This is a genomic window from Paraburkholderia sp. UCT31, from assembly GCF_014397655.1.
Lineage (GTDB): Bacteria > Pseudomonadota > Gammaproteobacteria > Burkholderiales > Burkholderiaceae > Paraburkholderia > Paraburkholderia tuberum.
The window spans coordinates 19,557-45,573 of the sequence record NZ_VZQP01000018.1 but is presented as its reverse complement, the minus strand read 5'-3'; the positions used below and the strand labels follow the sequence as shown (position 1 = coordinate 45,573).

At 58.4% G+C, this 26,017-nt stretch carries 26 protein-coding genes and 1 tRNA gene; 17 read left to right on the top strand and 10 right to left on the bottom strand.

The window, feature by feature from the left end:
- The first annotated feature begins 115 nt into the window (after positions 1–115).
- On the top strand, positions 116–490 hold the full coding sequence (locus F6X40_RS17005; protein ID WP_187628623.1) for a hypothetical protein: 375 nt from the start codon (positions 116–118) through the stop codon (positions 488–490).
- Between the two features lie 1,898 nt (positions 491–2,388).
- Positions 2,389–3,888 carry a replication initiation protein gene (locus tag F6X40_RS17000; protein WP_187628622.1) on the top strand — a complete coding sequence of 500 codons (1,500 nt, stop codon included), beginning with the start codon at positions 2,389–2,391 and terminating at the stop codon, positions 3,886–3,888.
- 181 nt (positions 3,889–4,069) lie between these two features.
- Here F6X40_RS17000 and F6X40_RS16995 read toward each other — a convergent pair whose 3' ends face one another.
- A complete protein-coding gene (locus F6X40_RS16995; RefSeq protein WP_187628621.1) occupies positions 4,070–4,330 on the bottom strand; it encodes a hypothetical protein in 261 nt (86 codons plus the stop codon).
- On the opposite strand from F6X40_RS16995, the gene F6X40_RS16990 reads away from it, so the two are divergent.
- Complete coding sequence (locus tag F6X40_RS16990; RefSeq protein WP_187628620.1) at positions 4,329–4,469, top strand: hypothetical protein; 141 nt, start codon at positions 4,329–4,331, stop codon at positions 4,467–4,469. The genes F6X40_RS16995 and F6X40_RS16990 overlap by 2 nt on opposite strands.
- Positions 4,470–4,606: 137 nt before the next feature.
- Here the strand turns inward: F6X40_RS16990 and F6X40_RS16985 are convergent, their stop codons facing one another.
- The 3 genes from F6X40_RS16985 to F6X40_RS16975 form a co-directional block, all read right to left on the bottom strand.
- On the bottom strand, positions 4,607–5,008 hold the full coding sequence (locus F6X40_RS16985) for a hypothetical protein (RefSeq protein WP_187628619.1): 402 nt from the start codon (positions 5,006–5,008) through the stop codon (positions 4,607–4,609).
- 392 nt (positions 5,009–5,400) lie between these two features.
- Entirely contained in the window at positions 5,401–6,354 is a 954-nt protein-coding gene (gene trfA, locus F6X40_RS16980) for a plasmid replication initiator TrfA (protein ID WP_187628618.1), read from the bottom strand.
- A gap of 560 nt (positions 6,355–6,914) precedes the next feature.
- Positions 6,915–7,292: a hypothetical protein gene (locus F6X40_RS16975; protein ID WP_187628617.1), complete on the bottom strand. Its 378-nt coding sequence runs from the start codon at positions 7,290–7,292 to the stop codon at positions 6,915–6,917.
- Between the two features lie 657 nt (positions 7,293–7,949).
- Here F6X40_RS16975 and F6X40_RS16970 point away from each other — a divergent pair.
- The 5 genes from F6X40_RS16970 to F6X40_RS16950 all read left to right on the top strand — a co-directional run bounded on the left by F6X40_RS16970 (position 7,950) and on the right by F6X40_RS16950 (position 11,651).
- Complete coding sequence (locus F6X40_RS16970; protein ID WP_187628616.1) at positions 7,950–8,837, top strand: nuclease-related domain-containing protein; 888 nt, start codon at positions 7,950–7,952, stop codon at positions 8,835–8,837.
- 129 nt (positions 8,838–8,966) lie between these two features.
- A complete protein-coding gene (locus F6X40_RS16965) occupies positions 8,967–9,845 on the top strand; it encodes a nuclease-related domain-containing protein (RefSeq protein WP_187628615.1) in 879 nt (292 codons plus the stop codon).
- Positions 9,846–9,847: 2 nt separating this feature from the next.
- Positions 9,848–10,594: a hypothetical protein gene (locus F6X40_RS16960; protein ID WP_187628614.1), complete on the top strand. Its 747-nt coding sequence runs from the start codon at positions 9,848–9,850 to the stop codon at positions 10,592–10,594.
- An 85-nt stretch (positions 10,595–10,679) separates the two neighbouring features.
- Positions 10,680–11,123 carry a hypothetical protein gene (locus tag F6X40_RS16955; protein WP_187628613.1) on the top strand — a complete coding sequence of 148 codons (444 nt, stop codon included), beginning with the start codon at positions 10,680–10,682 and terminating at the stop codon, positions 11,121–11,123.
- A 144-nt stretch (positions 11,124–11,267) separates the two neighbouring features.
- Positions 11,268–11,651 (top strand): hypothetical protein, encoded by a 384-nt coding sequence (locus F6X40_RS16950; protein ID WP_187628612.1) that lies wholly within the window; start codon positions 11,268–11,270, stop codon positions 11,649–11,651.
- 86 nt (positions 11,652–11,737) lie between these two features.
- Here F6X40_RS16950 and F6X40_RS16945 read toward each other — a convergent pair whose 3' ends face one another.
- From F6X40_RS16945 to F6X40_RS16935, 3 genes are read right to left on the bottom strand one after another with little or no spacing between them, the layout of a single operon-like run.
- Positions 11,738–12,418 carry a glycosyltransferase family 2 protein gene (locus tag F6X40_RS16945; RefSeq protein WP_187628611.1) on the bottom strand — a complete coding sequence of 227 codons (681 nt, stop codon included), beginning with the start codon at positions 12,416–12,418 and terminating at the stop codon, positions 11,738–11,740.
- A complete protein-coding gene (locus tag F6X40_RS16940) occupies positions 12,415–13,848 on the bottom strand; it encodes a hypothetical protein (RefSeq protein ID WP_187628610.1) in 1,434 nt (477 codons plus the stop codon). Before F6X40_RS16940 ends, F6X40_RS16945 begins: the two co-directional genes overlap by 4 nt.
- Entirely contained in the window at positions 13,845–14,522 is a 678-nt protein-coding gene (locus tag F6X40_RS16935) for a class I SAM-dependent methyltransferase (RefSeq protein WP_187628609.1), read from the bottom strand. The genes F6X40_RS16940 and F6X40_RS16935 overlap by 4 nt, the downstream gene beginning before the upstream one ends.
- A gap of 595 nt (positions 14,523–15,117) precedes the next feature.
- On the opposite strand from F6X40_RS16935, the gene F6X40_RS16930 reads away from it, so the two are divergent.
- Complete coding sequence (locus F6X40_RS16930; RefSeq protein WP_187628608.1) at positions 15,118–15,876, top strand: hypothetical protein; 759 nt, start codon at positions 15,118–15,120, stop codon at positions 15,874–15,876.
- A 449-nt stretch (positions 15,877–16,325) separates the two neighbouring features.
- Here the strand turns inward: F6X40_RS16930 and F6X40_RS16925 are convergent, their stop codons facing one another.
- Positions 16,326–16,781 carry a hypothetical protein gene (locus F6X40_RS16925; protein ID WP_187628607.1) on the bottom strand — a complete coding sequence of 152 codons (456 nt, stop codon included), beginning with the start codon at positions 16,779–16,781 and terminating at the stop codon, positions 16,326–16,328.
- A gap of 216 nt (positions 16,782–16,997) precedes the next feature.
- Here F6X40_RS16925 and F6X40_RS16920 point away from each other — a divergent pair, with 216 nt between their 5' ends.
- Positions 16,998–18,335, top strand: a complete 1,338-nt coding sequence (locus F6X40_RS16920) for a UDP-glucose dehydrogenase family protein (protein ID WP_187628606.1) — start codon at positions 16,998–17,000, stop codon at positions 18,333–18,335.
- A 304-nt stretch (positions 18,336–18,639) separates the two neighbouring features.
- On the opposite strand, the gene F6X40_RS16915 is transcribed toward F6X40_RS16920, so the two are convergent.
- Positions 18,640–19,902 (bottom strand): LamG-like jellyroll fold domain-containing protein, encoded by a 1,263-nt coding sequence (locus tag F6X40_RS16915; RefSeq protein WP_187628605.1) that lies wholly within the window; start codon positions 19,900–19,902, stop codon positions 18,640–18,642.
- A gap of 15 nt (positions 19,903–19,917) precedes the next feature.
- Positions 19,918–20,253 (bottom strand): hypothetical protein, encoded by a 336-nt coding sequence (locus F6X40_RS16910; RefSeq protein ID WP_187628604.1) that lies wholly within the window; start codon positions 20,251–20,253, stop codon positions 19,918–19,920.
- Positions 20,254–20,393: 140 nt separating this feature from the next.
- On the opposite strand from F6X40_RS16910, the gene F6X40_RS16905 reads away from it, so the two are divergent.
- From F6X40_RS16905 to F6X40_RS16875, 7 genes are all read left to right on the top strand, one after another.
- Positions 20,394–21,935, top strand: coding sequence for a GspE/PulE family protein (locus F6X40_RS16905; protein WP_222946099.1), 1,542 nt, complete (start codon positions 20,394–20,396; stop codon positions 21,933–21,935).
- On the top strand, positions 21,935–23,113 hold the full coding sequence (locus F6X40_RS16900; RefSeq protein ID WP_187628603.1) for a type II secretion system F family protein: 1,179 nt from the start codon (positions 21,935–21,937) through the stop codon (positions 23,111–23,113). Before F6X40_RS16905 ends, F6X40_RS16900 begins: the two co-directional genes overlap by 1 nt.
- Positions 23,114–23,201: 88 nt before the next feature.
- A complete protein-coding gene (locus F6X40_RS16895) occupies positions 23,202–23,597 on the top strand; it encodes a hypothetical protein (RefSeq protein ID WP_187628602.1) in 396 nt (131 codons plus the stop codon).
- 68 nt (positions 23,598–23,665) lie between these two features.
- Positions 23,666–23,741 (top strand) — tRNA-Met (locus tag F6X40_RS16890).
- Between the two features lie 110 nt (positions 23,742–23,851).
- Entirely contained in the window at positions 23,852–24,181 is a 330-nt protein-coding gene (locus F6X40_RS16885) for a hypothetical protein (protein WP_187628601.1), read from the top strand.
- A complete protein-coding gene (locus F6X40_RS16880) occupies positions 24,178–25,260 on the top strand; it encodes a glycosyltransferase (protein ID WP_187628600.1) in 1,083 nt (360 codons plus the stop codon). The genes F6X40_RS16885 and F6X40_RS16880 overlap by 4 nt, the downstream gene beginning before the upstream one ends.
- Positions 25,257–25,877 (top strand): sugar transferase, encoded by a 621-nt coding sequence (locus F6X40_RS16875; protein ID WP_187628599.1) that lies wholly within the window; start codon positions 25,257–25,259, stop codon positions 25,875–25,877. Before F6X40_RS16880 ends, F6X40_RS16875 begins: the two co-directional genes overlap by 4 nt.
- Positions 25,878–26,017 lie beyond the last annotated feature (140 nt).

Sequence of the window (26,017 nt, the reverse complement as noted above, 5' to 3'; positions counted from 1 at the left end):
TCTAGCGATGGCAACGCTCGTTCGCAAGCTCTCCCTGAAGCCGGGTGGACAGCCCTTCGTCCCTATACTTTGCGAGGGAGCAACCTTAACGTACCAGGACAAATGAGAGGGCGGCATGAAGCTGAGTTTCAAGCTAGAGTTTTCTGAGGACCACGACGGCAACGCCGTTTTCGGTTTCCACCACGACGGGTTTTACATTTTTGACCCGTTTCTGGACACGGACGGCATGACCCCCGCCGACCCGATGCAGTACGGCATCTCGCTCGACGAGGCCGCGTTTCTCGCCAAGCTGAACGGCGCGCTCGAGGATGCGACCGAGGCCGCTTTGAACGCCGGCTGCCTGCGCATTCAGGACGCTCTTGGTGTCAAGCATGGTGACTACGCGGGGATACACTTTTCCGGTGGGGTGGCCAAACAGCAGATTCGCCAGACATTGGGCGAATACTTTAAAGCTGAGCTGGAAGGTGGCGACGCTCGACTGGACGACTGATTCGGAAGCGCCCTTGACAACCATCTCGGGCGCTTTTTTTTCGCGCCGCTGCGACTCTTCCTATCCTTGCTCTTGCGCGACCGTCGGGCGACCACGACAGGACTACGCTTATAAGAGTAGGCTTTGCATATGGACGTAGGCCGTATCGCATATAAGCGTAGGCCTGTGCCTCAATATGAACGTAGTCCATGAGCTCAGCGACTACGTCTATATTGGCCGCGCGCATATATCCGTAGTCCCTTGTCCGGATTCTCCTTTTCAAATCAGAGACTTGCCAGTCGTTAACGATTAGATTGGATTTCTTTAACTTAAGGATTCGATTCCTGCCGAAGAAAGAAAGCCAAGAAAAAACCGCACCCAGTGGGCTGGCCCTCCCGCCTACCTCGCATGCAGAGAAGTTCGATGGCCGCCTACCACATCGGACTACGTTTCTATGCGGTGATAAGCGAGGCTCGTCAGCATATTACTGAAAGGACTACGGCTATATGCGAACGCCTGCCCCGCGAACTAGGCGGTTCGAGCGTGAAGCCAGTTATCGGCCTACGTTTATATGCGGTGTGGCGTCGTTGCAGCCAAACAGCCAATACTGTACGGCGCCGGTGAGAACGCACGAAGGCCTTGCCGGTACGCCAGGAGGTCTGCTCGAACGGACTACATTTATATGCGACCAATCCGCTCCTCACGTCCCTCGACTGGTCGTCTTCCCTTAACCGGACTACGTTTATATGCAGGTTTTGACGTGCGGCCAGCTCGCGGCACCAGTCCCCTAGCGGCCCAGTCCTCTAAAAGCCTACGTTTATATGCGGAACGTGGGGGTTGGCCACGATGGGGAGGTCGGACGGGGTCACCGGCAAAGTTTAAAGGACTACGTTCATATGAGACTCGGATGCTCGGCGTCGCGGCAGGGCGCGGCCTTCTCACCGCCGGCCGGCGAACGGCCTACGTTTATATGCGCGAAACTGAACCCGTATCCAGCTGAAATGTGCATTAGGCGCCACGTTTGGTATAAATTTCTATCTGCCGTCGCTCATTCGTGGCAAAATACGCTTCGTTGTAGGCGGAACAGCTCGATACCTCCACGTGCGGCACCGTTTCGACCGGCTGATGCCTTACGCCGCGACGGCTGCTGGTGCTCCGAAGCCTCGCTAGTGAGCGGTTACTAACCGCACCGCTTCGCATATAGCCGTAGTCCTTTCGCAGAGAGCCAAGAGAAAAGCCTATTAAAACAGCGAGTTAGCTCGATACCTTAACGCGGAAGCAGAAGGACGGGTGCTGGGGCAGCGCATATAGCTGTAGTCCATTGAACGAAATCCGCCCAGGCTGGGGCTTGCATTTCCGCATATAAGCGTAGTCCCTTCGCGTTCGACTCGACAGTAAATATAGTTAAAACAACGAGTTACCGACCATTTTGCATGTTGTTTCGAAAGAGACGATGAAGTAGCCCGGGGTCGAGGCCGCCGATTGCGCCCGCGCGCGACGAGCGGACTACGTCTGTATGAGCCTCGAACGTCCTTCGGTGCAAATTCGCCCGCGACCGGCGAGTCCAATCGCTGCGCCTGACAATCCCTCCTTTTCCTCTAAAAAGTTAACCGGCCCAGACACTTACGGGTCGAGGAAGCGGCCTCCTCGGGATGTGTCATATCCCCCACATTGGCAAAATTTTTTCGGCGTCGAATGGGACTACGTTTATATGCGTAGGTCCGTGAAGGGCTTGACGGGCTGAATGCCGAAGCTTGCGCTGGTTTAGCCTTGGCGACCAGCAGAGACCGGCGCTCAATGGACTACGTTTATATGCGCAGGAGCGCTCCAGCACGGGCGAAAGGACTACGTAGCCGGTTTGACAGTGAGACCTTTCGGCTGCATAGTCCGTCGCAACGATAACTGAGAGGACAAGAAAAATGCCGCGAAAAAGCGCCAAGGCCTCCCCGGCGCCATCTGCGTCCATGGAACTTGTGGCATCCTCGGCTGACGTAGCGGCTGGCGGCAAGACGCCTATTGAGCTGCCGGCAATACCGGGGTTCCTTCCCACCGTCGATGCTGAGGTGCTCACAGCGGAGGACCAGGCCGCTTTGGTCGAAACGCTAGCGTCGGATGACCTCGCTCGCTTTTACCTGACCAACGAGTCTGAGGGCCAGCGGCATTACCAGCGCAGTCTGGACCTCTTCGGGGACAAGGTCTCCATTATCGACATCAAGGAAGAGCTTCTCCTTAAGAAAACCAGCGAGCGGATGCGGTTCATCAATCCCCTGAAGCTCCTGCAGCGCCAGCTTTACAACACGCTCCTGTTCGTCGCGCGGCCGAACATGCGCACCAACGAGGTTTTCACGGTTTCGCTTGAGTATCTGAGCTGGTCGGTCGAGCATTCGGTCAACGGGTACGCTTACCTGAAGCAGTCGCTGGAAGAAATGCAGCAGTCGTTGGTACAGGTCTCGATGGGCGGGAAGTGGCTGTCGACACAAATCATCCACGAAGTTGTCATCGACGAAGACACCAAGACATTGCACTATAAGTTGCCGCCTGTTCTGCAAAAGCTGTACGGAGCGCCCGAAAAGTACTATCACGTCTCCATGCGCATGAATGCGCGGTTCAAGAGCAAGTACGCGCATGCGCTTTACGAAATACTTCTGGAAAACGTCTGGCGAGGCGAAACCGGCTTTATACCCCTGCAGGATTACCGCGAGCGAATGGGTATCGTGACAGGCGAGTATCAGGAATTCAAACGGTTGGCCGCGCGTGCAATCCAGTTCCCCCTCCAGGAGCTGGAGGAGCTGGCGGACTACTGCGCGGAGGTGAAGTACAAGACGGAGTCGCGGAAGGTGGTTGCCCTCAATTTCATCATCCGCCCGAATCCGAAGAACATGCTCAAGATTGGCGAGGAAGCCAGTCTGTCGCCAGACACCTTTGCCCTGTTGCGTGAAGAATTCGGACTCAACCCGAAACAAATCACGGAACTCACGCGCGGCTTCAAGGTTGAACGCATAGACGAAATCTGCGACGTCCTCTTTTACCGCTACATCCTCAAACAGAAAGCGGTGAAACACGGGTTTCGCCTTTTCGTCAACGCGCTTGAGGACACCGAGGGGAAATACTTCCTCACGACGCGCGAGAAAACCGAGCTCGCGCTTCTGAAGGAGCGGCGCCAACAAGCCGCGAAGGAAGCCGAGTTTGCAAAACTGCAAACCCAGAACCATCGCAGTCTCTCCGAGCGCTTTGATGAACGCTGGAAAACGATGATTGACGATGAACGGCAAACGCTCTGGACCGCCTTCCTTACAGCGCCCGAGAGCGCCCCACTGCGTCAGGCGCGTAAGCTGCGCGCCGGCGACCCGCCAAACGTTGAGCGACCGTTCGTGCGCGCGTCATTCATGGCGTTCATGGGCCGAACGGGACAACTTTGAGCGTCGCGGCCGTGGGCACCCTTTCTCGTCGGCGCGGATAGCGGCTCAATTGACGCGCGGCACGCCGAGGCCGTGGGTCAATGACTAGGTGTTCGACCGGCGGCGCGCATGGACAGCCCGGTGCGGGTCCTCTGAAATGAAAAAGCCCACCAGTTGGAACCGGTGGGCTTGAATAACTCGTTTAATGCGCGGGGGTTACCCAGTAGCAGTACCCTGCTGCCGTGAACGAAAAGGCGTCCGTCTGCTTCTTCGCATACTCAATCGCGTCCTTCAGCACGCTTTCTTTTTCTTCGTCCTTTTCTTCGCCCGTTGCCATCGATTCGAGCGCGTCGTCGAGCCAGAAAACGATGTTGTCACGAGCGGAGTCGAAGGTTTCGAACTCTGCTGGTTCCGAATCGGGCATGTAACCCGGCATATTGTAGCCGGCAACGTAATTCGTCATGAGCTTGTCCTCAGTGTTGTACGGCATTGTTTCCGAAGGCTCGCTGCGCTTGAGCCTGCTGAACAAACTCGCGAAGCTCCGGAAAGCTGACGAGTTCATCGATGTGATTCACGACTTCTACCTTGATAATCTGCAGTGACCGCAAAACGCACGCGCCGCCCCGAATGGCGTTGGCTGCCGCGTCGAAGACGGTTTCTCCGACGCAGGACACGTACTGACCGCTGAGAAATGTGACCCGTGAAAATGCCATGTTTCTGTTCCTCTTTTTGCCTTGGTTCAGATGCCCAGCCGCTCCATTGCGGCGCTAACGTCCCAGCTTTCTGCGCCCGGGATGGCGTCGAATCGTGCTACCAGTTCCTCGACCGTCATCTCCGCGACCTCGCCCTCTTCCAGGGCGTCGACAACACGGAACCCGTGACGAACATCGAGCTCGTGATAAACGTGGTCGAGTTCCTCGTCGAGCGCTTGACGTGTTTTACGCTGCAGCTCCGGCAAACCAACGTCTGCCGGGATGAAGTACTCACCGCTCGAAAGCTTCGACTTAATGCGCTCCTTCTGCTCCGGCGTGATTGCTCCGCACAGATGGATATCCGTGAATTCCTTCCAGTTGGCCGCGTCGCGGTAGAGGTAGTGCACCGTCGTGTACCGCTGCGGCGGCGACGAAAATGTTGCGTTCATACTGATGTCCTCGGCTGCTCAGTTTCGGAAGGCGAGCGGGCAGACTTGCTCGCCGTACAGTTGCCGGGAGTGTAGGAACCGAGGCGGGTGTGATGGCTGACGCTGAGGACTCCCCCTGCGCGCCGCAGCGGTGACCCTGTCGCAGGTGCGGCGCGTCCAGGTAACTGCCGCCGCTAAATCGAAAATGGGCCGTTGACGGGACGCTTCCTCGCAACCACGACACGTAATGGACGGAGTTATCCGACTAGTGAAGCCCCACGTAGGTCGCGATAACGAGACCGAGGCCCACGGTGCGGATTGCTCGCATTAGTTCTCCGATAGCGCCGAACACATACCGCGATTGCCATGAAGACCGTGTCGATGCCGCCGGTTTATGCCGGCGCTTTCAACTGTCAGGCTGGCACAGCATCAACTACCCGCGATGGCGTCCCCGGTACGCCGGGCACCGGCGCGGGAAACTTGTTGCCGGCCGCGCGTGCGATGTGCACGTAATCCTGCACGATATCGAACCTGTCAATGAAACCCACTTCCTGCAGTTTCATGAGCGCCAGCTTCAGCCTGCGGCGGAAGTCCCTAAGGTCCTTAGACCTGCTACCAGACAGTTCCGCATATTTGGCGACTTTCATGGGGATTGGCTTGCCATGTGTGCCGATGAAGTAGTGGAGCCACTGCGCCAGCGGCGCCCGCCCGCCGATGTTGCGGCGGACTTTCCAGTCATAGAGCGTGTACGTGTCCGGCTGGAACAGGCCCATCATGTTTTTCGTAAGCGTGACAACCCAGTGCTGCAGTTTCTCACCGGCGGCGTCCTTGTAAGCGAATTCCGAGATGAGAGAGCCGGTGTAGCCACCACTGCCGTCGTTCGGGATGAGCTTAAGCGAGGTGAACTGCAGGCGCTCACAGCATTGCCGGAGATGGATGTACTCTTTCTTGTTCAACGACCACCCAAGCTCCTGAAGCATGCTGTAAGCCGTAAATCGAATCGGCTGGCCCAGGGGAATGCTACGTCCGATATGCAACAACGTCATGAAAACGCTTGCGTCGTCCTGGCGAAGTTCAGTCCCTTGGTACGTGACCCGGTAGTTTGCCAGGCTTGCCAGTTCCCGTGGTTCTCGAAAGAACTCGCGCGAGTCGTCACCGTCCGTGCGTGATGCTGTAAAGAGCGAAGTCCGGGCCATTCCGTTCGGAAAGCCGCGCAGGTCTTCCTCCCAGATTGGCAATTGAATGGGGCCTTCGACCACGGGTTTGGCCTGTACAGCCGGCGTGCGTGCCGCCACTGAGGCCGCGATTTCGCGGACCCGGTCGGCGGGGCTTTTCACTGCCGACGCAGTTGTGCTGCGTTTGTTCATTCAGAGAGCTCCACGTGTTCGCCTTCGCTGATGACGCTCACAGGTCGTCAAGCCGTGCGTATCTCGACGGCGACTGTGCAGTCATCGGCGGTCGTTACAAAGCACGCTTTTCAGAGTTGTACGTCGTAGGGGCTGCATTGTATCAGCGTTTTTAGCCTTTGACACTTTTGTTACGCAGGCGGTCATGTCAAGGCCGAAGCAGTTTTCTTGTAAAGATTAAAGTAAAGATTAAAGACAAGATTAAGGGGCTTTGAAAAGCGTTGTTTGTAAAGGAAATTCGGCCTGTTGCGTGACGAGGAAAACTAATAGTCGTGTGGCCCCATGACTATTAGTTTTCGAGCCACATGACTATGCCTGCGTGGGCCAATCCCTATGCCTGCGTGGGTCGAAGACTAATAGTCTTGGACCCGACCTAGTCATCAGCCCACGCGCCAAGCTGACGGTACGTCGAATCGGTGAAAAATCAAAGAGATGGCCTGTGGATAACCGTGCACACGCTGCGCGCGGCGAGCCGTCAAAATCCGGAATTCACGTCACAGGCGGGTCGGGAGACACTAAACCTAGTCATTGGCCCACGTTTCCCCTTCGTCGGAAGCCCCGCAAATGCTCTGTGTGGCCGGCGTTTGCGGCAGTTCGTACGGCGGGTCCGCGCAAAAGATAACCCGTTCTAGAGGCGCGTGACGTGCTTTACAAAATCGGGGGATGCAGTCGTTGGGAACCCCGATTGAGTCTTTATGATTCGTCATCGCCAGGTGTTGGTCCTTGGCACGAAGCACGATATTGCGCTCGGTCGAAATGATTTCTACCGCAAGTCCCTCGCTTGAAACTAGCCGTCCGTACGCTGAGTTCGGCTGGAGATAGACGCCGAGCTTCTTCCCCGCCGCCTGAAAGACACCGGCGAGCTGTCCATAGCTGAACGAACTGGCCGGCATGTACATGGGGATGTCGCTGAGGACAAACAGCTCGCCAGGGCGTAGAGACGCGACCGGGGGGAACCACGGCCCAGCGGTATATCCGTTCGCCGAGGCCGTACCAGTAGTGAGCGTGAACGTCGGGTCGCAAACGGGCGCCTGCGCCGCGTGGGATGCGTTAATGCGCGAATAGAACGAGTTGATAGGGGTTCCGAGGCACAGGTGGTCGAGGCAGTAGTGCTGGACGCACAAGGAGCTTTTTCGCGTTGAGGGCCGTTGCGTTCACTGACAATCGACACAGTAGATATTCCCGCCGAAGCGTTGCTTGTTGCCCCGGCAGTACTTCGCCACCCCTACCCCGACCGGTGCGCGGCATTTGAAGCATCTGTAGGGGTTGTGCGGAACGCGCGTGTCTCTGGACTCCTTCTCGCCCGGGACCAGAATGTCGACTCCGCGTATGCGACGGCGCGTTCGGGAATGGGCTTTGGGCTTCGGAGTGGTCGACTCCGCTGGCGCGAACAATGAGAGGAGGAATTTCAGCATAGTGGGTGGTCGCAGGGCTTGATGGAGGCACTGCGATGTATAGCCGCGCCGCCGGCTAGTTTGCGGGATAGTCGGACACCGACTGCGGCGATAAATCGGCGTACTAGACGAGTCTTCCCCGAGTCCATTCGAATAACCGAGATGATTATCAAAGAGCTAGAACCCTTTCATGGCGGAAATATCTTCGAAACAGCAGGTCGGCGAGCTGAGGAGCAGATGGCGTTCTACCTTCGTCGGGAGTTCGCCAACAACCCGAAGGTATTTGTGATTAACGGGCTGCGTATCGAGCATGACGGGGAGGTAGCTCAGTTAGACCACCTTGTCATTTACCCGGAAGCGTTCGTGGTCGTCGAGAGCAAGAGCGTGTCGACACAGGTCCGGGTCAACGAATTGAACGAGTGGTCGAGACTCGTTGATGGAGTTTGGCGGGGCATGCCTAGTCCTATTGAGCAGGCGAAGCTGCAGCTTGATGTTTTGTTCAACTTGTTGAGGCCCCACAACTCAACGCTTTTGGGGAGATTCTTGCTTCTCCAAAAAAACTGGGGTGCGTTCCAGCGGGAAGTGGTCGTTGGCATTTCGGACAGCGGCATTGTAGAGCGCTCGTCCGCTAGCAGCTTTCCGAATGTGCTAAAAGCCGACCTTGTTACGGGATACCTGGCTGCGATGATTGAAAGGCATGCTAGGGCTAGTGCATACATGGGCTTTAGGAGGAAAAAGACTGACGACGTGGTGCTCAACAACTCGCAAGACGAGTTGTTACGGACCGTTGCGTTCCTCCAGCGCGCTCACAAGCCTCTACTGCGTTCGACCGCGCCCAGCGCACCGGTCGCTATGGCTTCTGCTCCGGTGGCACCCGCTCCGTCTGAAGAACCGGCGATGGAGTCAGGGAGTGACGACAAGGGGAAAAAGCGCTATTCCTGTCAGAAGTGCGGATGCGAAGTAAGTCTAAAAGTCGCACGCTTCTGCTGGTTCAACAAGCCCCGTTTTAGTGGGCTGGTTCTCTGTATGGAGTGCCAGAAGGTGGGGTAGCGCGCTTCCTCGTCGGTGCGCTCCGTATTCTGCAGACCTCGCTCAGGTGTCCGCCCGGCTTTCACGACTCCTCGCATAAACGGCGGCGCTAGAAAGCCCGCCCTCTTAACGCTCTATCAAACCGTCATCATGATTGTCAAAGAGTTGGACGTCTTCCCCGGCGGCGACATTTACGAGGTTGCTGGACGGAAGGCCGAAGAAAACATGGCCTACTATCTTCGCAGGCGTTTCGCCGACGATTCAGAGGTACTCGTACTCAATGGCTTAAGGCTCGAGCACGAGGGCGAGGTCGCACAAATAGACCACTTAGTCGTCTACGAACACGGGTTCTTCATCATCGAGAGCAAAAGCGTGACAACGCAAATCCGAGTCAATGAACTGGATGAATGGTCCCGCATGGTCGACGGCGTGTGGCGAGGGATGCCCAGCCCTATTGCGCAGGCTCGCCTACAGTACCTCGTTCTGGTCAAGAAGCTTGACGTTCGCAGCAACGACTTCCTCGGTAAGCTGTGGAACATCGCACAAAAGAACTTCAGGGCGTACTTTCGTGAGGTCGTCGTGGCTATCTCGGATAGTGGTATCGTGGAGCGCCCTCCCGGCAACGCGTTTCCGAACGTTCTCAAGGCCGACCAGGTATGTGAATATATCCGTACGAAAATAGCTGAGCACGCAACTGCCCATACAGCCCGGTCAATCTTATTCCGCGCGCAAGACAAAATCGCAATGAAGTTTTCTGCGGACGAGATGCTGAAGGCGGTTGCGTATCTCCAAAAATCGCACACGCCGCGCGTACAGAAAGCCGCCCTGGACAATGCGGCACCCTTGCAAAGCGAAGTGATTCTCTTGCCGAGCGAGGTTCCGCCCGCGCGGCAAGAAAGCCAAACGAACCAGTACTATTGCGCGCAGTGCCGAGGGCACGTCGGCATCGGTGTCGCGAAGTTCTGTTGGGGGAACCGAGCGCGTTTCGGTGGACGCGTGTACTGCATGGACTGTCAAAAGCGAGTGTGACAATGAAACTCCCCCCCAGCACCGAAGATTTTCACCAGTGGGTGGAAAATGCAAACTCGTGGCGTACCCGCTTCTTGCGGCGCTTCGAGCCCAAGATAGCCAACGCTTTCGCGGCGAAATTGGCTGCACTCGCGCGGTTCGGTTGGTACATCCCAGGAGAGGATTTCGCGGCTGAATGGTTCTGGGCGGCAGGCGCCGAGGCGGTGGCACTTGAGAAGGCCGCCCGTTTCGACGATGCGGAAGAGGTAGACCGGTACATGTCGTCAGCGGTTCAACATTATCTGAAAACGCTGGAGGACGAGTTGTTAGCGGCTGCGCCGGCAAGGGCGAAGTTGATTAAACAGACGTTCTGCGCGTACGAGCTCCAAATGTTTTCGTTGGCCATCATGGGATTTGTGGCAATAGCGGAAGGGTTAGTTGTTTCGCAGACAGGATTAAGCTTTCATGGGGCCGAAGGACGTGAGCTGAAAAAACACCTGATGGCCAAGTCACCCTTTCCAAACGAGGTACAGCTGCTAGCGCCTCTGTTCTCCAACATGGCCGCGATGACGCTTAGCAGGGGGCAGCGAGAGCAGCGTCCAGCGGGCCTTCCCCGGCTGAGTCGAAACGAGGTAATGCATGCGTTGGTGGAAGACTATGACAGCGGACTGTCTGCGCTGAAGACCGAGTGTTACGCTGCTTACGTTGTCCGGGTCTGCCTCCCGGTCATCCGAAAGTATTCAGACGGTGAGAAGTGGGGCGCTTGTTAAGCGGAGCCGTGTCCTTTAAAAGCCGCCGCGCGTTTCGTGTAATGCCCTGGGTAAGTGCACGATAAGTCGCGTGGCTACACGCCGCATGAAAAACATCTCTCAGTCCCTCAACATTTTCAGCGGAACGCCCGGCCTTGGCGGCGCGCTCACCGCGCCGACTGAGCTTGCCTATCGTAAAGGCAGCATCCAGGCACGCTACCCGGTGGAATACGCCGGCAAGCGTTATCCGGATGTCGAGCTTGCGTACAAGGTACTCACGGCCGCAGGGACCGACGACGAGGACGAACTGTTCGCGAGTCTACTGGCGCACCGATTCGAGCAGCATCCCGCCCTGCTTAACGAGGTTACCCGTCGCGGGGGTGTCGGATTTCTAGAGCGGTGTTCCCACTTGACCGGCGGTAAGAGCGTCGATGCGCTGTCGTGGGAGGGAACCGGCCGTGCCTCGCGATATATCACTGTCCTCATCCGAGCGTACGAGATGGCGATGAGCGGCGAGGTTGAGGCGAAAGGCCAAGTCAGCCTTTTCTAGGCGCGGGCTGTGTGCGGTAGCCCACATTAAAAGTCTTGCGAATGAGCAAAAATGACGCGCTGAATCATCAGCGGAAAGAATGACGTTGCCGTGGGCGGTCCGTCCCGGTACCCTACTAGGGTAAGCCCTAACGGAGCCTTTAGCATGTCAAATGTGCCGCACGTCCTGCCCACGGTAAACGACCACAGGGTTCGAGTGTACGTGCTCACGGTCCTCAAACCGGCACTCGTGATAGCGGTCATCTATTGCGTGCTGTCATCGATGGCCTTCCAGTCTTCTTTCGACGGCTCGTTCCTGATGTACCGGGCGGCCCAGCTCGGGCTGGTGAACTCGACGTATGCGGCGCAGCACGAAACCGACGTAGTGCTGTTCAAGCAGGTCGGGCCGGCAACTTTTGAATACCGGGTGCGCCAGCCCATTTTCGGCTATGCGGGGATTCCGTGGTTAGTTGTGCACCGGACAACTATCGACTTGGATAGGCTCTGCGACGCCCCCGGGGCCACTGGATGCGAACTTGCGCGCGAGTAACTGTCGAGAGCGCCCGGCTCCGCGATTTACCCGCGAGAAGTTCATCGATACCGGCACGAAGATTTCACTCGAAAATCCCCCTAACCTCACGATGGTTGGAGGTGCCGGATGGGGGCAAGCGCGAGTCGCAGCAGCGTGAAGAGGTGGTAAAAGCGAATCTTCTTGCCCTGCGCAGTGGTCCTCGGAGCGTAGCGGACCGGTGCTTGTCCCAACGGCACGCGCGCCGCCAGTAACGCGACGGTCATTTCAGTTTCGATGCCAAAGCCCGTTGACGTCGTATGCAAGGCCGTGAACTGGTCTCGACGCATGCAGCGTGTCCCGGACAACACGTCGGGCACCTTCACCCCGAAACGTCGAAGAAGCAGCTCCTGGATGAGGCGGTTCGCCAGCCACGACGACCAGCGCAGGTTTTCGAAGGAAACGACGCGCACCCCTATCGCGGCGCCATTCTGGTCCATCGCGGCGTTGACCACCGCGCCGGCGTCGCGAACGTCGTACTCGGGGTCGGCGTCGTGGAAGAGGACAAAGGTCCCCGTCGCGGCTTCCGCCCCGCTGCGCATAGCAAATCCTTTTCCGGGGCGCTCGTCGCAAATCACGCGCACACCTTCGACGGTCAGCGCTTTCGCGATGGTTTCGTCGGTCGAGCCGTTATCGACAAGAATGAGCTCGGCGTCCGGGAACAGCGCGCGCAGCTTCAACAGGACGTCAGCTACGGTAGCTTCCTCGTCCCGAGCGGGCACTACGACGCTTAATGTCTCGCCGCTCATTGCACGACCTGCCAGGCGCGCCAGCCGCGTCTTATCGCTATCAACCTAAGGCACGCTGGGATTTGCGTCAGATGGTTTTCAACGACATGAGTAAAGCCCTGCGCACGAAGCTGGTCACAAGATAGCTTCCCGTGTGTGAGTTGCGCTGCGAGAGCCTGAACTTCGTGGGTATTGGCGCCCAGCTCCATCGAGGGTGCAACCTGGACTCTGCCGGCGTTGAAGTATGGGACCGCAAAAGTAGCGGTGTCCATCGAAGTCAGGACGTACGCCCCGGCCGGTAGCTGGAAGGCCGGCAGTGACCCATAAGATGCCGCCTGCGAAAAGGCCGTCGCCGCGCAGAAGAGCGGGGTGACTAGCAGACCCGCGCGCAGCGCCAGTGGACGGACAGACTGGTTGGCAAGCCACGGCAGTATCAACATCAACAGCAAGCCGACCCATACGGCCACGTACCGCACCATCCCGGAGAGGGCAAAGAACGCTATCAACGCAAAGACCGCATAGTCCCGGCCAGTGAGCTTGCGGGCCGCGCAGGAGACGGCGGCCAATAGTGAGAGAGCAGCGAAGTAAGGGTTGAGCAGCAGCTGAAGAAAGCTCTGGGTCTCCTGAATCGTCGTCAACCGGTTGGCCGTCCATACCGACAGGAGGCGCAGCGACGAAAGGTAGTCGCCGTTGGAGATGAGATGCCAGTAGCCGAGGTGGAATCCGAATAGCAGCACCAGCACTGCCCCCTTCTGCTTCCACCCAGCCCGCAGCAGCAGCGCGAATGGAAAATACAGCGCGGCGAGCCAATAGCCAGTCGAGCACAATAGGCCACCGGCGACCCAAAGCGCGATTCGTCGAGGGGTCGTCGCCAGCGCGGCCGCAAGGCCCCACGCTGTCAGGAAGATTTCTGGACGGCCCAGAAACAGACGGCCCGAAAGCGGCGTGGCGAACGCGACGGCGAGCAGCGCGTAGTGTTCCGCACGCAGCTTCACCGACGACTGCCGACAGAGAAACACGAACAAAGACAGAAACGACGCGACCGCGATTGCCTGAACGGCGTGGAGCGTAGCTCTTGGCCCTATGTACGAATTGAGCGCGCTCAGAGCATAGTCGAATCCGAGATACATGTCGTAGTTGGGCAGAGTCGTGCCCGGGTACATCTTTCGGTAGTCAAACCCGTATGCCCCGCTCGCAATATCCCGAAGAAGGTCATCCGCCGCGCCGGGCGGGCTGATGAGCGCGTACCCGATAAAGAGAACCAGCGCGAGGCATGCGCCGCCCGCGCCACTGTCATGTTCGAGACCGTTCACGAAAAGAGCCGTGGCCTCGCGCCGATACCAAAGCGTGCCGAGGATGGCGACCGCGAGCGCCGGATTGCCGATGAAGTCCCACAGCACGGCAGCGCACGCCCAAATCAGCGTGAGTTTGAAGAGGGCGGCGCGGTTCACAGCGCCCCCTTCGTTGCGACAACGACCAGATTCTTTCCGACGACGCGTGATGCGCCGGCGCTGTCAAGAAACCGGGAGAGCGGAAACGCGAAGCGGTCGTACAGGCGAATCGCCACCGGGTTAAGCGCGCCGCCGGCGCGACTAATTTTGAATAACCACGACGCGAAATATCCGAGAACGTCGGCATACCGCGCGTGCTCGACCACGAATCCGGCGGCGCGCAACTTCGACATGAGTTCCGCGCGGCGGTAGCGGCGCACGTGCCCGACGAGCGTGTCCATCGCCGAGAAAATCTCCGGTCGGGCGGGGACATAGAGAAACAGCCGCCCTCCTCCCACTAACGTGTCGTGGATGTCCCGCAACGCTGAGTGGTCATCGTCGATGTGCTCGAGCACGTTCAAGCTTATGGCGTAGTCGATGCTTGCTTGAGGGACGTCGCCAACGCTTTTGTGCAGTAAGGCGCTCGTAGCACTCAACGCCGGCCAATATTCCGGACAGGGTTCCACGGCGTGAACAGTGTCGAACCGGACCGTCAAGGCTTTTGTAAAGGTTCCGAGTCCAGCGCCAAAGTCGAGCGCCTCCGTGTGAGCATCGGGAGGAGCGTAACGCTCGATGAGCTTCGCCAGCCACCCGTTGTAGCGCGCGGCCTCGCTCATGGCTTCAAGATTGTGCATGGAACTCCCGTAAGAAGATGACCGGCTGACCCTGGGGAGCGAGGCAGGCTTCGGTCTCCCGAAGGCCGGAGCCTCCCGGTCGCATGCGCTCCGCCGGCGGCCCGGTGACCGGTAGCCTGTGTAGATAGGGCTCAGCCGGCCCCTGACATCTAGGCGCGTCGTTTATTGCGCGAAAAGCTTTGTGCGTTGCCCTTCGCGCGTAAGCCGTCCTTCCCGAGCCTCGTGTGAAAAGAGAAGCTGCCCCTGCGGGTGCTCATCGTCATTCACGCGCGCATATCGGCCTCAACATCGTCCGGGTGGAAGCGCGGTTCAGGCTTTGCTTGACCGCGCGAAGCATGCGAACAAAGGCTGTGCTTCACACCTAACCCAGAAAAAATCGGGCGCAATTCAAAACGTCTCTTTCTCGTTACCTACACGTGTATGGCTGCAGCCGCCTGTCGTTTCCGGGCCCTTCGGGGTATGGCAAAGCGCTGTGCAGTACCCAATCCTCCTTGAGTCTTCCCACATCCATGGGCGATGCAAGGCGAATCGACAATCCGGAACCTCGAAACGTATTCCAACGGCCATATCGCCCGTGGGAAATCTGGAGAACTTTGTGGACATTAATTTCATTAAGGCAAAAGCAACCGCAGCAGTTGAGTTTCTGGCTGGCCAAGGTGTCGAAGTGCAGCACACGGCCATCCTCGAGATGTTGTCGAGACTGGAGGGCTTTCGTAACTGGTCTACCTTCCGTGAGCAGCTGGCCGTCACTTCTGCGGTGTCCAACCCGCCAACGGTGCAGCAGGCCCTGACCATGTGCTATCGCTGGATGGCTTCGGCTCCAATTGAGGAGCTCGAGGCGGTCGAAAGCGCGCTCGGTGAGAACGCACCGATGGCAATGGCGGCCGAAGCGCTGAAGGCAGCCGGGACGAAGGCCGTTGAAGCGGACTCCAAGGCGCGAAGCGCCTCCACCGAGTGGTCTTTGGTGATGGGTGCGATGACTGACTCGCAATACGTCGCTCGGCGCGGTTGCCGTTGCCCCGCCTGCGGGAGTAACAGCGTCGTCAGTCGCGGTCGCCTGGAAGGCGAGGGTGGTGGGGCTGGCCAAAACGTTGAGTGCAGGGAGTGCGGCGCGAGCTGGACCGATTTGTATGCGCTGACCGGTTACTCGGACCTTGAGGGTGGCTTCGACCACGAGGGAATCGAATCCGTGGTCGAAGACGTGAAGGGCCGTGCTGAAGAGTACGGATTTTCCATCGACAGCGAGTCTCAAGCTCGTGAAGTGGTTGATGAGTCGTGCGACCTGCTCGCCAACTTGAGCGAGGCTGAGAGGAAAATTGCAGTGATGCAACTCACTTCTGAACTTCGTAAGTGATTTTCAACCGGTAATGATTTATCCCGCGAGCCTCACGAGGCTCGCTTTTTTTCACTGGCCACCGTTCGGGTCGAAACAGCCAATGACCTGTGTGCGGACCATTTCCTTCGTCAAGCCGAGCCGCTCTGCCGAAGTATTACCGGCCGTGGCGCGTAGCAGTAGTTTCCGAAGGTGCGCCGGCGCAGCGGTAGTTTGTTGGTAATCTGCGGATGTACGAAGCGTGACGCACCTAATGCGGCCAGCCGTGCTCGAACGGACTGATGCAGCCCATCGCCTCCCGTGGATGTTTCCGGTAAAGGCAAATCCCCCGAACTCGCGTTACGGGGGATTCGACGGAATCAGACTCGATTTTCCAACAACCTTTGTGGGACGGGTAGCTGAGCGGGCGGCCCTTTCGAATACGCCCCGCGCGCGCTAGCGGGCGAGCGGAGCGAGACGACTACGGCTGGTTACTCTTCTTCACTGTCTACCGGCGCTATTCGATGTTTGACTGCATCTGCCGTGAGATAAAAGGCGAAAAAGCCCTGACTATCGCCCATCAATGCGGTGTCGTCGTGCCCAATGCGAAAGCCAAAAGCGCCGTACCCGTCGATGTAGGACTGCGCCTCAGGACAAGCATCGGCGACGAGCTTCATCATCAAGGCGTTGTAGCGGGACTCAAGCCCGTCCGGAGTCGTCTCGAGAAGGTCATTCACATTCCTGTCCTCAACCAGGGGATGCCGCAGCTTTTTAAGCTTCTGGATGGCGGCCTGGGCTTGCGGGCGGAGTTTCAAGTCCGCGAAAAAGTACACGGCTATCGGCGCAACGAGGTCGAACTCGTCGGCAGGCGCAAGACCCGGGAACTCCTCGAAGTCTTCGATGCTGAAATGGTTTGGCGTAACGCAACTATCGAGATTCAACGGCATGGTTTGTTTCCTGTCAGAGAGCGCGCCGGACGGCGCGGAAAGTTGGCCTGTGCTCGGCTGGAACGCCGGTCTAAGCGTGTAGCACCCGATACGGCAGCGCAGTGCCCTTCCGCGTCGCGGCTCGGGAACGTGACCCATCAAAAACGATGAATTTACCGAAGAAAAGCTAAAACGCGTCCCTAAACGACGACACCTTTATCGAGCGGAGTGAATTGCGTGAGAGTCGTCGTCGTGGGAACAGGGTATGTTGGTCTAGTCACAGGTGTCTGCCTGGCGCGCGTCGGAAATGAGGTCATCTGCATTGACAAGGATGCGGCAAAGATTGAGCGTCTTCAGTCCGGCCAGATACCGATTTTTGAGCCGGGCCTCGACGCATTGGTGCGCGAGACGGTGGAAACGGGCTGCCTGACATTTGGTACAAACCTTGGGTTGGCACTACGCACCGCAGCTGACTTCGTATTCATCGCCGTTGGAACGCCGCCCGGCGAAGATGGCTCAGCGGACCTGAGCCATGTCGTGTCGGTCGCCGAAGAAATCGGGCAGTACCTCACCTACCCCACGGTCATCGTCGACAAATCCACGGTGCCCGTCGGGACGGCAGATAAGGTGCGCGCTGCCATTGGCGCAGCAATGGCGCGGCGAGGCGCGGCGGTAGCCTTTGACGTCGCGTCCAATCCCGAGTTTCTGAAGGAAGGCGCCGCTATCGCGGATTTCATGCGCCCCGCGCGCGTCATCATTGGCACTGACTCCAGCAAGGCTTCCGCCGCGCTGAGCACCCTGTATGCACCCTTCACCCGAAACCACGAGCGACTCCTTGTGATGGGCGTGCGCGACGCCGAGATGACCAAATACGCGGCCAACGCAATGCTTGCGACACGCATCTCCTTCATGAACGAGATGGCAGTCCTGTGCGAGAAACTAGGTGTCGATGTCGAAAATGTTCGGGCCGGCATCGGCTCGGACCCGCGAATCGGGAGCGACTTTCTCTACGCCGGCGTCGGGTACGGGGGTTCTTGCTTTCCCAAGGATGTGAAGGCGCTCATCAGGACGGGTCGGGATTCCGGCGTCACGATGGGCATACTCGAGTCGGTCGAGGCCCGTAACGAGAGCCAAAAGCACCACCTGACCAAAAAAATCAGTGCGCGCTATGGACACGACATCGCGGGCAAGCATTTCGCGCTGTGGGGTCTCGCATTCAAAGCGGGAACGGACGACATGCGGGAGGCGGCCTCTCATGAGCTCATCCGAGACCTCCTCACTGCAGGTGCCTTCGTGACGGCGTTCGACCCGGTGGCGGCGCGCACGGCGCGCGCGGCATTCCCGAAGGAGTGGCTGGGGTCCGGCCGCCTCAGCATTGTTGACTCGGCTGATGCCTGCTTGTCCGGTGGAGTCGACGCACTCGTGGTGATTACGGAGTGGATGCAGTTCCGGTCACCGAACTGGACGCTACTGGCGCAGAAACTGAAGGACCGCGTGGTGTTCGACGGCCGCAACCTCTACAAGAAGGAAGAGGTGACCCGCAGCGGCCTGGACTACGTCGGTATCGGCCGCTAGAAGGTCGTGTCCGGTTGTGCGCGGCGCGGTCGGCGCCGCGCCCCCTGAAACACCGGACTGCGGTCGCCCTGCGAGATACCCTTGAAAGCTCTGTGAACGACCTCGGCCTAAAGCCCGAGCTTCTCGGGCTACGCGGGGTGCCCGTACGGGCTTTGCCCGCTTGCGCCTCTTACTTCCCGCTCAGGCACTCGCACTTTGGACCGTCCCGGCCCAGCGCTACGTTCTTTCGCCTGAAGGCCGTTTTCTTCGTCGATTTCTGCGAGAAAACGGTCACCGCGACAACTGCGATGACTGAGCACTCATGTCAGCTCGTGAGCGAATACAGCGACCACTTTTTGCCGAAATAGTGATTGAGCCGCGAGCGCTCTGCTGCTGTTAGCGGGCGGTTGTAAATGGCGATTTCCCCAATGACGCCGTCGAGGAAATAAGCGTTATTAGCGCCGGCGTAAGGACGCCCAATTTCGATGGGGTAATTCACTGGTGCCATTGCCACACTTTGCGATGCCGAGTACATCTGCCCGTTCTGGGCGACCTGAATTGAGCCTCCGCCGTAGCTGCCCTCCCAGAGCGAGTTGATGTTCAGTGCCGAGGTCGCGGTTCCCGGCTCCTCGAAATAGTTTGTGGTGCCTGCCCCGATATTGAAGGCGATGCCGTTGTCAACAGGGAAGGAGCCGCCTACATCGTTCTGCCCAAGATACCAGGCATAAACCGGCACGTTGCCATTATTGGTCGTCTGCGCCGAAATCAGCGTGCTATTGGCTCCGGAGGCAGTCATGGCGCCTGCAACGAACGTATCGACCTGCGTGGTGCGCATAGTAGCCGTCGCCGCCATCTCGAGAAACTGAGAGTTGGCGCGAGAAAATGCGACGCCGCCCTTCCCCTGGAAGCCGGTCGAGCTGTAAAGCGGTTGCGTTCCGCTGACCGCGTTTACCGCGTTGTTTCCATTTCCCGACTTGTCGAGCCATTGCGTTACCGCGTTGCCAGAGCCGGATAGTGTCGAGGCATCACTGGCGTCGAGCCACGCGACCAATCCGGGAATGGCTCGCGGATTGAAGTACTGCGGGTTGCTGACGAAGAATGTGAGAGCGACGTTGGAAGTGTAGGTCGACGTGTTGATAGACGTTGTGGTCCCGCAGTTCGCCGCGCCGCCCTGCGTTACGTAAAGCTGTGATGAAGGGAGTACGCGCGTTGCGCGAACAAAGCCTGTGAACAGCGCGTTGGTAGCCGCGCTCGGATTAGTACTCGATAGGCAAAACCAGTTCTGCGCTCGGGACGCGTTGTAACCATAAGACCAGGCATATCCCAGAGGGGCCTGCGGGACAAACGGAAGGTAGTCGCTGAATACCGTCGACAATCCGCCGTCAGTCGCGCCAGTAACGGCAGGGACCGCGCCCTGATTCGCGTTCGAGTAGTTGACGTAGGCGTTCTGCAGTGTGTTAAGCGACGACTGGACCAACGTGCTCGTCTCGGCGATGAGCAGGGCCGACGCAGGCGTGTAAATCGCCGTCGCGAGCGCGAACGCCGCTGCCAGGACGATGGCAAGCAGAACGAGGATGAGCTGGTACATGGACGCTCCGGTTGATTAGCGCTTGGAAACCTTACGGTTTTCGTGCTTGGCGAGGCGCAGTAGCTGCTCGCCAAGTTCCTGCCCTTTCCAGGTGAGGACGTAATAGGCGGGGCGACCCCGTGCGTCGAAGTCCCACTGGGTCAGCCCGTTTGCTTCGAGCTTGAACAGCGTGTCTGGGGATTTTCGGGTCCGTTTTTCCGCGACCTTGCGAGGAAAACCTGTCGCGCCGCCCGTGGTGAGAATTTCGACGATGAGCTGCTTTTCTTCGGGGCTTAGCCACGCGACCTCCGCAACCGGCGCTACGGTCTTGAGAAGGCCCAAGGCATCCAGCTCCTTTCCTGTCATTTCCACAACGCGCTCCTGGTCAGTTGGTCAGTACGCCGTATAGCCAGCGTTTTAAGCGACAAGGGTCCGAGTTGCCGAAAGTTGACGTCGTACGCGCGCTAAACGACTTCGCTATACCCTCACTCTGACCTCACCTCGTCGAACCCATGCAAGAGAATGCGGCGCAAAAGCCGGAAACCACAGCGGTAGCGCTGTCCTTCGCAGAATATCTGCTGAACGAAAAAATCGTCGACAAGCAGATTATCGAAGCGGCATTGGCGGAACAGAAAATCACCAACGAGCGGTTGGGCCTGATTCTGCTGCGCGGCGGGTTCATGACGAAGGCGACGCTGCTCGACATCATCCTCAAGACGAACCCCGGCGAAATCCACAAGGAGTTTTACTATTCCGTGCGAGTGCCGGCGGAGGTGCTCACGGAGACGAAGACGATGATTGTCGCTGAAATCGACAGCACCGTTTATCTGTCGACGCTCGGCTCCGAGCGTGTTGTTCGCACTTCGGTGTCGCCGTACTACCGCGACATGACCCTTGAGTTCGTTGCATGTAACCACGAGAAGCTCGACAACTATCTCGAGGACCTCGAGAAGATGGTGTCGAATGATTCGAACCTTGCCGAACGGCTGATTCGCCGAGCACTACGCGAAAATGTCTCGGACATTCACATCATGCCGCGCTACGCCTCCTATAGTGTCTTCTACCGACATCTTGGCGTGAAGCACCTAGCACACGAAGGTTCACCGGACGAGTACAACATCCTGACATCCCGTATCAAGGATTTGGCCAAGATGGACTTGGCCGAGCGGCGGGTCCCGCAGGACGGCGGCTACCAGATTGACTACGACGGGAAGCTGGTTGACTTGCGCGTCGCGACCGTGCCGACGGTAAACGGCGAGACCGTCATCATCCGACTGTTGGACCCTGACCGAGTGCGGCCGTCGCTGGAGGGGCTTGGTATCACGCGAGTGTCAGAATGGCGCAAGGGCGTTTCACGTCCTAACGGACTGTGCCTCATCTGCGGTCCGACAGGGTCGGGCAAAACCACTACGCTCAATGCGTCCATCCGGGAGATGGACCGTTTCGGACAGGCGATTTATTCGGCCGAAGACCCGGTCGAATACCGGATTCCGTACGTGGGTCAGGTGAATATCAACGCATCGGTCGGCTTTGACTTCGCCCGTGCAATCCGCGCCTTCATGCGAGCGGACCCGGATGTCATCATGCTCGGTGAGGTACGTGACGTCGAGACCGCTCGCAACGCGGTAAAAGCAGCTGAAACGGGCCACTTAGTGGTGGCGACGCTGCACACCGGTTCCATCTACGGCGCCGTCCAACGGTTGAAGGACCTTGACGTGCCTGCCTATGAACTCAGGGACCTGTTGCGCACGGTGCTGGTGCAGCGCTTGATGCGGACAGTGTGCAAGCACTGCCACGGCGATGGATGTGACCACTGTGGCGGTGGCGGTTACGCCGGGCGGACGCTCGTAACCGAGTGCGCTTACTTCTCTGGCGAAGCTGACGTTACCCGCCTGCTCAACGGGGACATCTGGTGGCCGACCATGATGGATGACGCCATTCTGAAGTTCGAGGAAGGCATCACAACGAAAGCCGAGGTCGTACGTTGCTTCGGCATGGAAGCCGAAGAAATCATCGACAAACGTGCATCAGAGCGCGCGAAGGAGATTGCGTAATGCCAACCTATCGGGGAACCGTATCGACTCGTGAAGGCGTTAAGAACTTCACGATGAGCGCGAAAAGCGAGTCTGAGGCGAAGAAGTATTTCGAGCGCTCCGGGCGAGTGATTGCAGTCAGGCGAAAGATGACCTTCAGCCTGGGCACGCCGTTGAATGTCAACGACCGGCAAATTTTTTTCACGCGCCTCGCGTCCATGCTCGCCTCGCGAGTAGGCACGTCCGAAGCGCTGCGACTCATCCGGGACAACTTCAGCGGCAAAATCCATGATACGGCCGGGCGTTTGCTGAACTATGTTGAGGCAGGCGAAGACCTCTCGTCGGCCATCGAAAAAATCGGCGCACCGGACTTTCCTGAATCGACGGTCGCGCTGATTAAGGCGGGGGCTCGTTCGGGCGAAACGTGGAAAGCCATCAAGGATGCAGTCGCGTTCGAAATCCAGCTTTATCAGGTCAATAAGAATGCTTCGAAAGGCCTTTGGAGCGGTGTCGGTGCCCTCTTTTTTGCCGGTGCACTCACGGTTGGCTCTACCCTTTATGTGGGTCCAGCCATCATGAACTCCGACCTTATCAAGTCCTCTAACAAGATGGGCGAGTCCATCAATCTCGACTGGGTCAATACCTCCGGCATGGTAATTGGCGCCATCATCGCAGTTCTGCTTGGTTTCATTGTGCTCCTCGTTCTGCTTGCGTCACTTGGACGTAAGGTGTCGCCGGTGGGCGCTGACAAGCTTATTATGTGCATACCTTACTACAAGGACCTTGTTCTATCCCGGAACAACTTCATCGTGCTTTACGGACTGAGTCTGCTGGTGAGTTCCGGCGTCCGGATGGTCGAAGCGCTGCGCCTTTCGGCAGCAAATGCGCCGCCGGGTGCACTGAAGCGGGATTTGCTGTCTGCGCTACAGGCAGTACAAGACGGACAACCGTGGCCCGCGCAGATGAAGACACTGCACGCGACAGATAAGGCCGCACTCGCCTCGGCATCGGACCGCACACAGATTGCAAATACGCTGAGTACTCTCGCGAATCAGTATCGGGAACTTTACGCTCAACGTCTTGGGTCGTTCGTTCCGACCATCAATATGCTCGCAGCCGTGTTCATGTCACTAGCTGGCGGCCTGCTTTTTGCCGAATCCATCATGCCAATGCTGATGTCGTCAAAAAACATGCTGTGAAGTTACAAGCACTTACACTTTTGTGCCTATACCTGTTTAATGCTGGTCATGCATACACCGGCGCGGAACAATTAAAAGGAGCGTTTCCATGTTTTCTCTGCTTGTAACTGTCATTTCCATTGCGCTGGTGGTCGTACTCGCCGCTGCGACCATGTACTACGGCGGAGGCGTCATCTCGAACAGCGGCGCGGCCGGCAACGCCTCAAAAGTGTTGAACGAGTCGACTCAAATCACCGGTGCCATCCAGTCTTACCAGAACGACAATGCGGGTTCGCTGCCGGCGTCGATGTCTGACCTGATTACTGGTGGCTACCTGGCGTCGGCCCCCTCGCAATCGTGGAGCTTCAGCACTGACGCGGTCATCGCGCAGCAAATGGCACTCGGCTCGTGCAACAAGACGAACGCGGACCTTGGCTACAACCTCTCGGCTCCTCCGTCGTGCAGCGACCCGGCGTGGCAGAACGTTACCGTCTGCTGCCAGTAAGCAAGACGGTTGCTATACATCGCATTGATGTCTGCAAATGCTGTAGAACTATGTGTTATCTCGTCGGACGCGGGGTGGAGCAGCTGGTAGCTCGGGAGAGTCATTATCTTCAGGTCGGCGGTTCGAGCCCGTCCCCCGCAACCAATCAATGTCAATGAAAAGGCCGCCTTGAGCGGCCTTTTCATTTCAGTTCGCCCGTCGCTAAAACAGGAGCCTACACGATGAACCGATAAACCCGATAACCCGATTCAGGTATGGACAAGTTCATCAAGTTCTCCCGCTATCTCGACTTTCTCGGAAGTCTAGCCGTCCTCGGATGGGGGCTTTACACCCGCAGTCCATGGTGGCTCGTTTCAGGCTGCGTGGGCGTTGCCGTCGCGTGGTATGCGCCGGCGTCGCGCATCAATGCGCGGCTAAAGAAGAAGTTCCTCGGAGGTTCGCCGGTTTTCGCCGCTGCAGGCACTTCGGCCGCCGCACCCAGGGATTCCGGCAGTTCGGCGTCCGCTGGTTCGGCGGTGGGCTCAGGCCGCCCCGACTACAGCCCCCGCTGGGACGCGTTCATGGGGCGAAAGGCTGCGCAATGAAGATTCTCCAGGTAACCGAATCCTACGGCGCGGGTGTCATGAACTCCGTCAACCAGCTGGCGGAAGGCTTGCGCGACCGTGGTCACCGGGTCGTTCTCGCGGTCAACCCGCGCGCTGAGGCTCCGAAAAATTGGCGCGAGCTGGTTCCGGCTGGCGTCCCGGTCCACACGCTCGTGCTGCGTCGGTCTTTAAACCCGTTGCGCGACTCGGCGGGCATGCTCCAACTGGCCTCACTTTTCGTCAAAGAGAAGCCAGACGTTATACACCTCCACTCATCGAAGGCGGGTTTTGCCGGGCGAGTAGCTGCACGTTTGACTGGCTATGGCGCGCGCACGTTCTATTCGCCGCGCGCGTTCGCGCATCTGACCGAGGGTGCTGGCATCAAGGCTCAGCTCTATCGTCACCTTGAGGTTGCCGGAGCCCGGTTTGGCGGCGTCGTGGTCGCCTGCTCCCAGGATGAGTACGAGGAAGCGCAGCGGCTGGGGGTTCGGGCGACACTCATTAACAACGCCATCGATATCAGTGGACTAAGCCGGTTCACAGCGGGCGTCGCGAAAGCAGCCTCACCGCTCGTTCGGATTGTGACTGCTGGGCGCATAACAGAGGCGAAACGTCCTGGCCTTTTCGTTGCCGTCGCTGACGAGCTGGCGCGCCGCAAGCTTCCTTTTTCGATGACGTGGATAGGCGCCGGAGACCCGCTGCCCGCGACGCCGAACGCTACGTCAACCGGCTGGAAGACTCGCGCGGAAGTTGTGCAGACTTTACAGTCAAGCGCGGACCTCTATGTGCAGACGAGCGCGTACGAGGGGATGCCTCTTGCCGTGCTTGAGGCCCAGGCGCTGGGTTTGCCGGCCGTTGTCACTGACGTGATTGGCAACCGGAGTGCAGTCGCACATGGCAAGACAGGTTTCGTCGTAGCGTCGAACGTCCAGGCCGTTGCTGACGCGCTCCAGATGCTAATCGAGCGCAAGGTTCTCTACCGAGAGATGGCCGTTGCCGCTCGGATTCGGGCGGAGGCAGAGTTCGATACGCCTTTGATGCTCAGCCGTTATGAGGCACTCTACCGAGATTTTCTGTGAGTCCGTATCGCCGGGTTAAGCCCCTGCTGGACCGGGTGCTGGCGGCAGCGGGCATTGTCGTGTTGGCGCCGCTACTCACCGCTATCGCCTTGCGCGTGTATCTCGACGACGGAGGTCCGATAATTTACCGGCACCGGCGTGTCGGTCACAACGGTGTTCCCTTCGATTGCTTTAAGTTCCGGACGATGCGCGCGGGTGCCGACCGACTCATCGAGCAGTGGCGCGCCGAAGGAAATCAGCTATGGAAAGAGTTTGAGGCCTCAAACTACAAGCTTCAGCACGACCCGCGCGTAACCCGAATCGGCGAGTTCCTGCGCCGCTCGAGTCTCGATGAACTGCCGCAGCTATTCAACGTCCTTGGTGGCGCCATGAGCCTCGTGGGTCCTCGCCCCGTAACCGCCGAGGAAGTCGAGCTCTACGGGCAGTCGAAGTGCAACTATCTTAGCGTGGTGCCCGGTCTGACAGGGGCATGGCAGGTTTCGGGGCGCTCGGACACCTCGTTCGAATTCCGCGTGCGTTGCGACGACGCTTACTGCAAGAATGTGACTTTCGTGAACGACCTCTTAATCCTTCTGCGCACCGTTTGGGTGGTCGCAATGCGGCGCGGCGCCTATTGACGCATATGCGACGGGCAGGTCTATCCTCCGATTGGCCCGACCCCCTTCTGTCACCAGCGAAGTGCGCTGCTTGCTTCTCGCCGCTGCAATAGAAAAGGACCCGGAAGTCGCTTCCCGGGTCCTCTTTCTTTTGGCGGTGC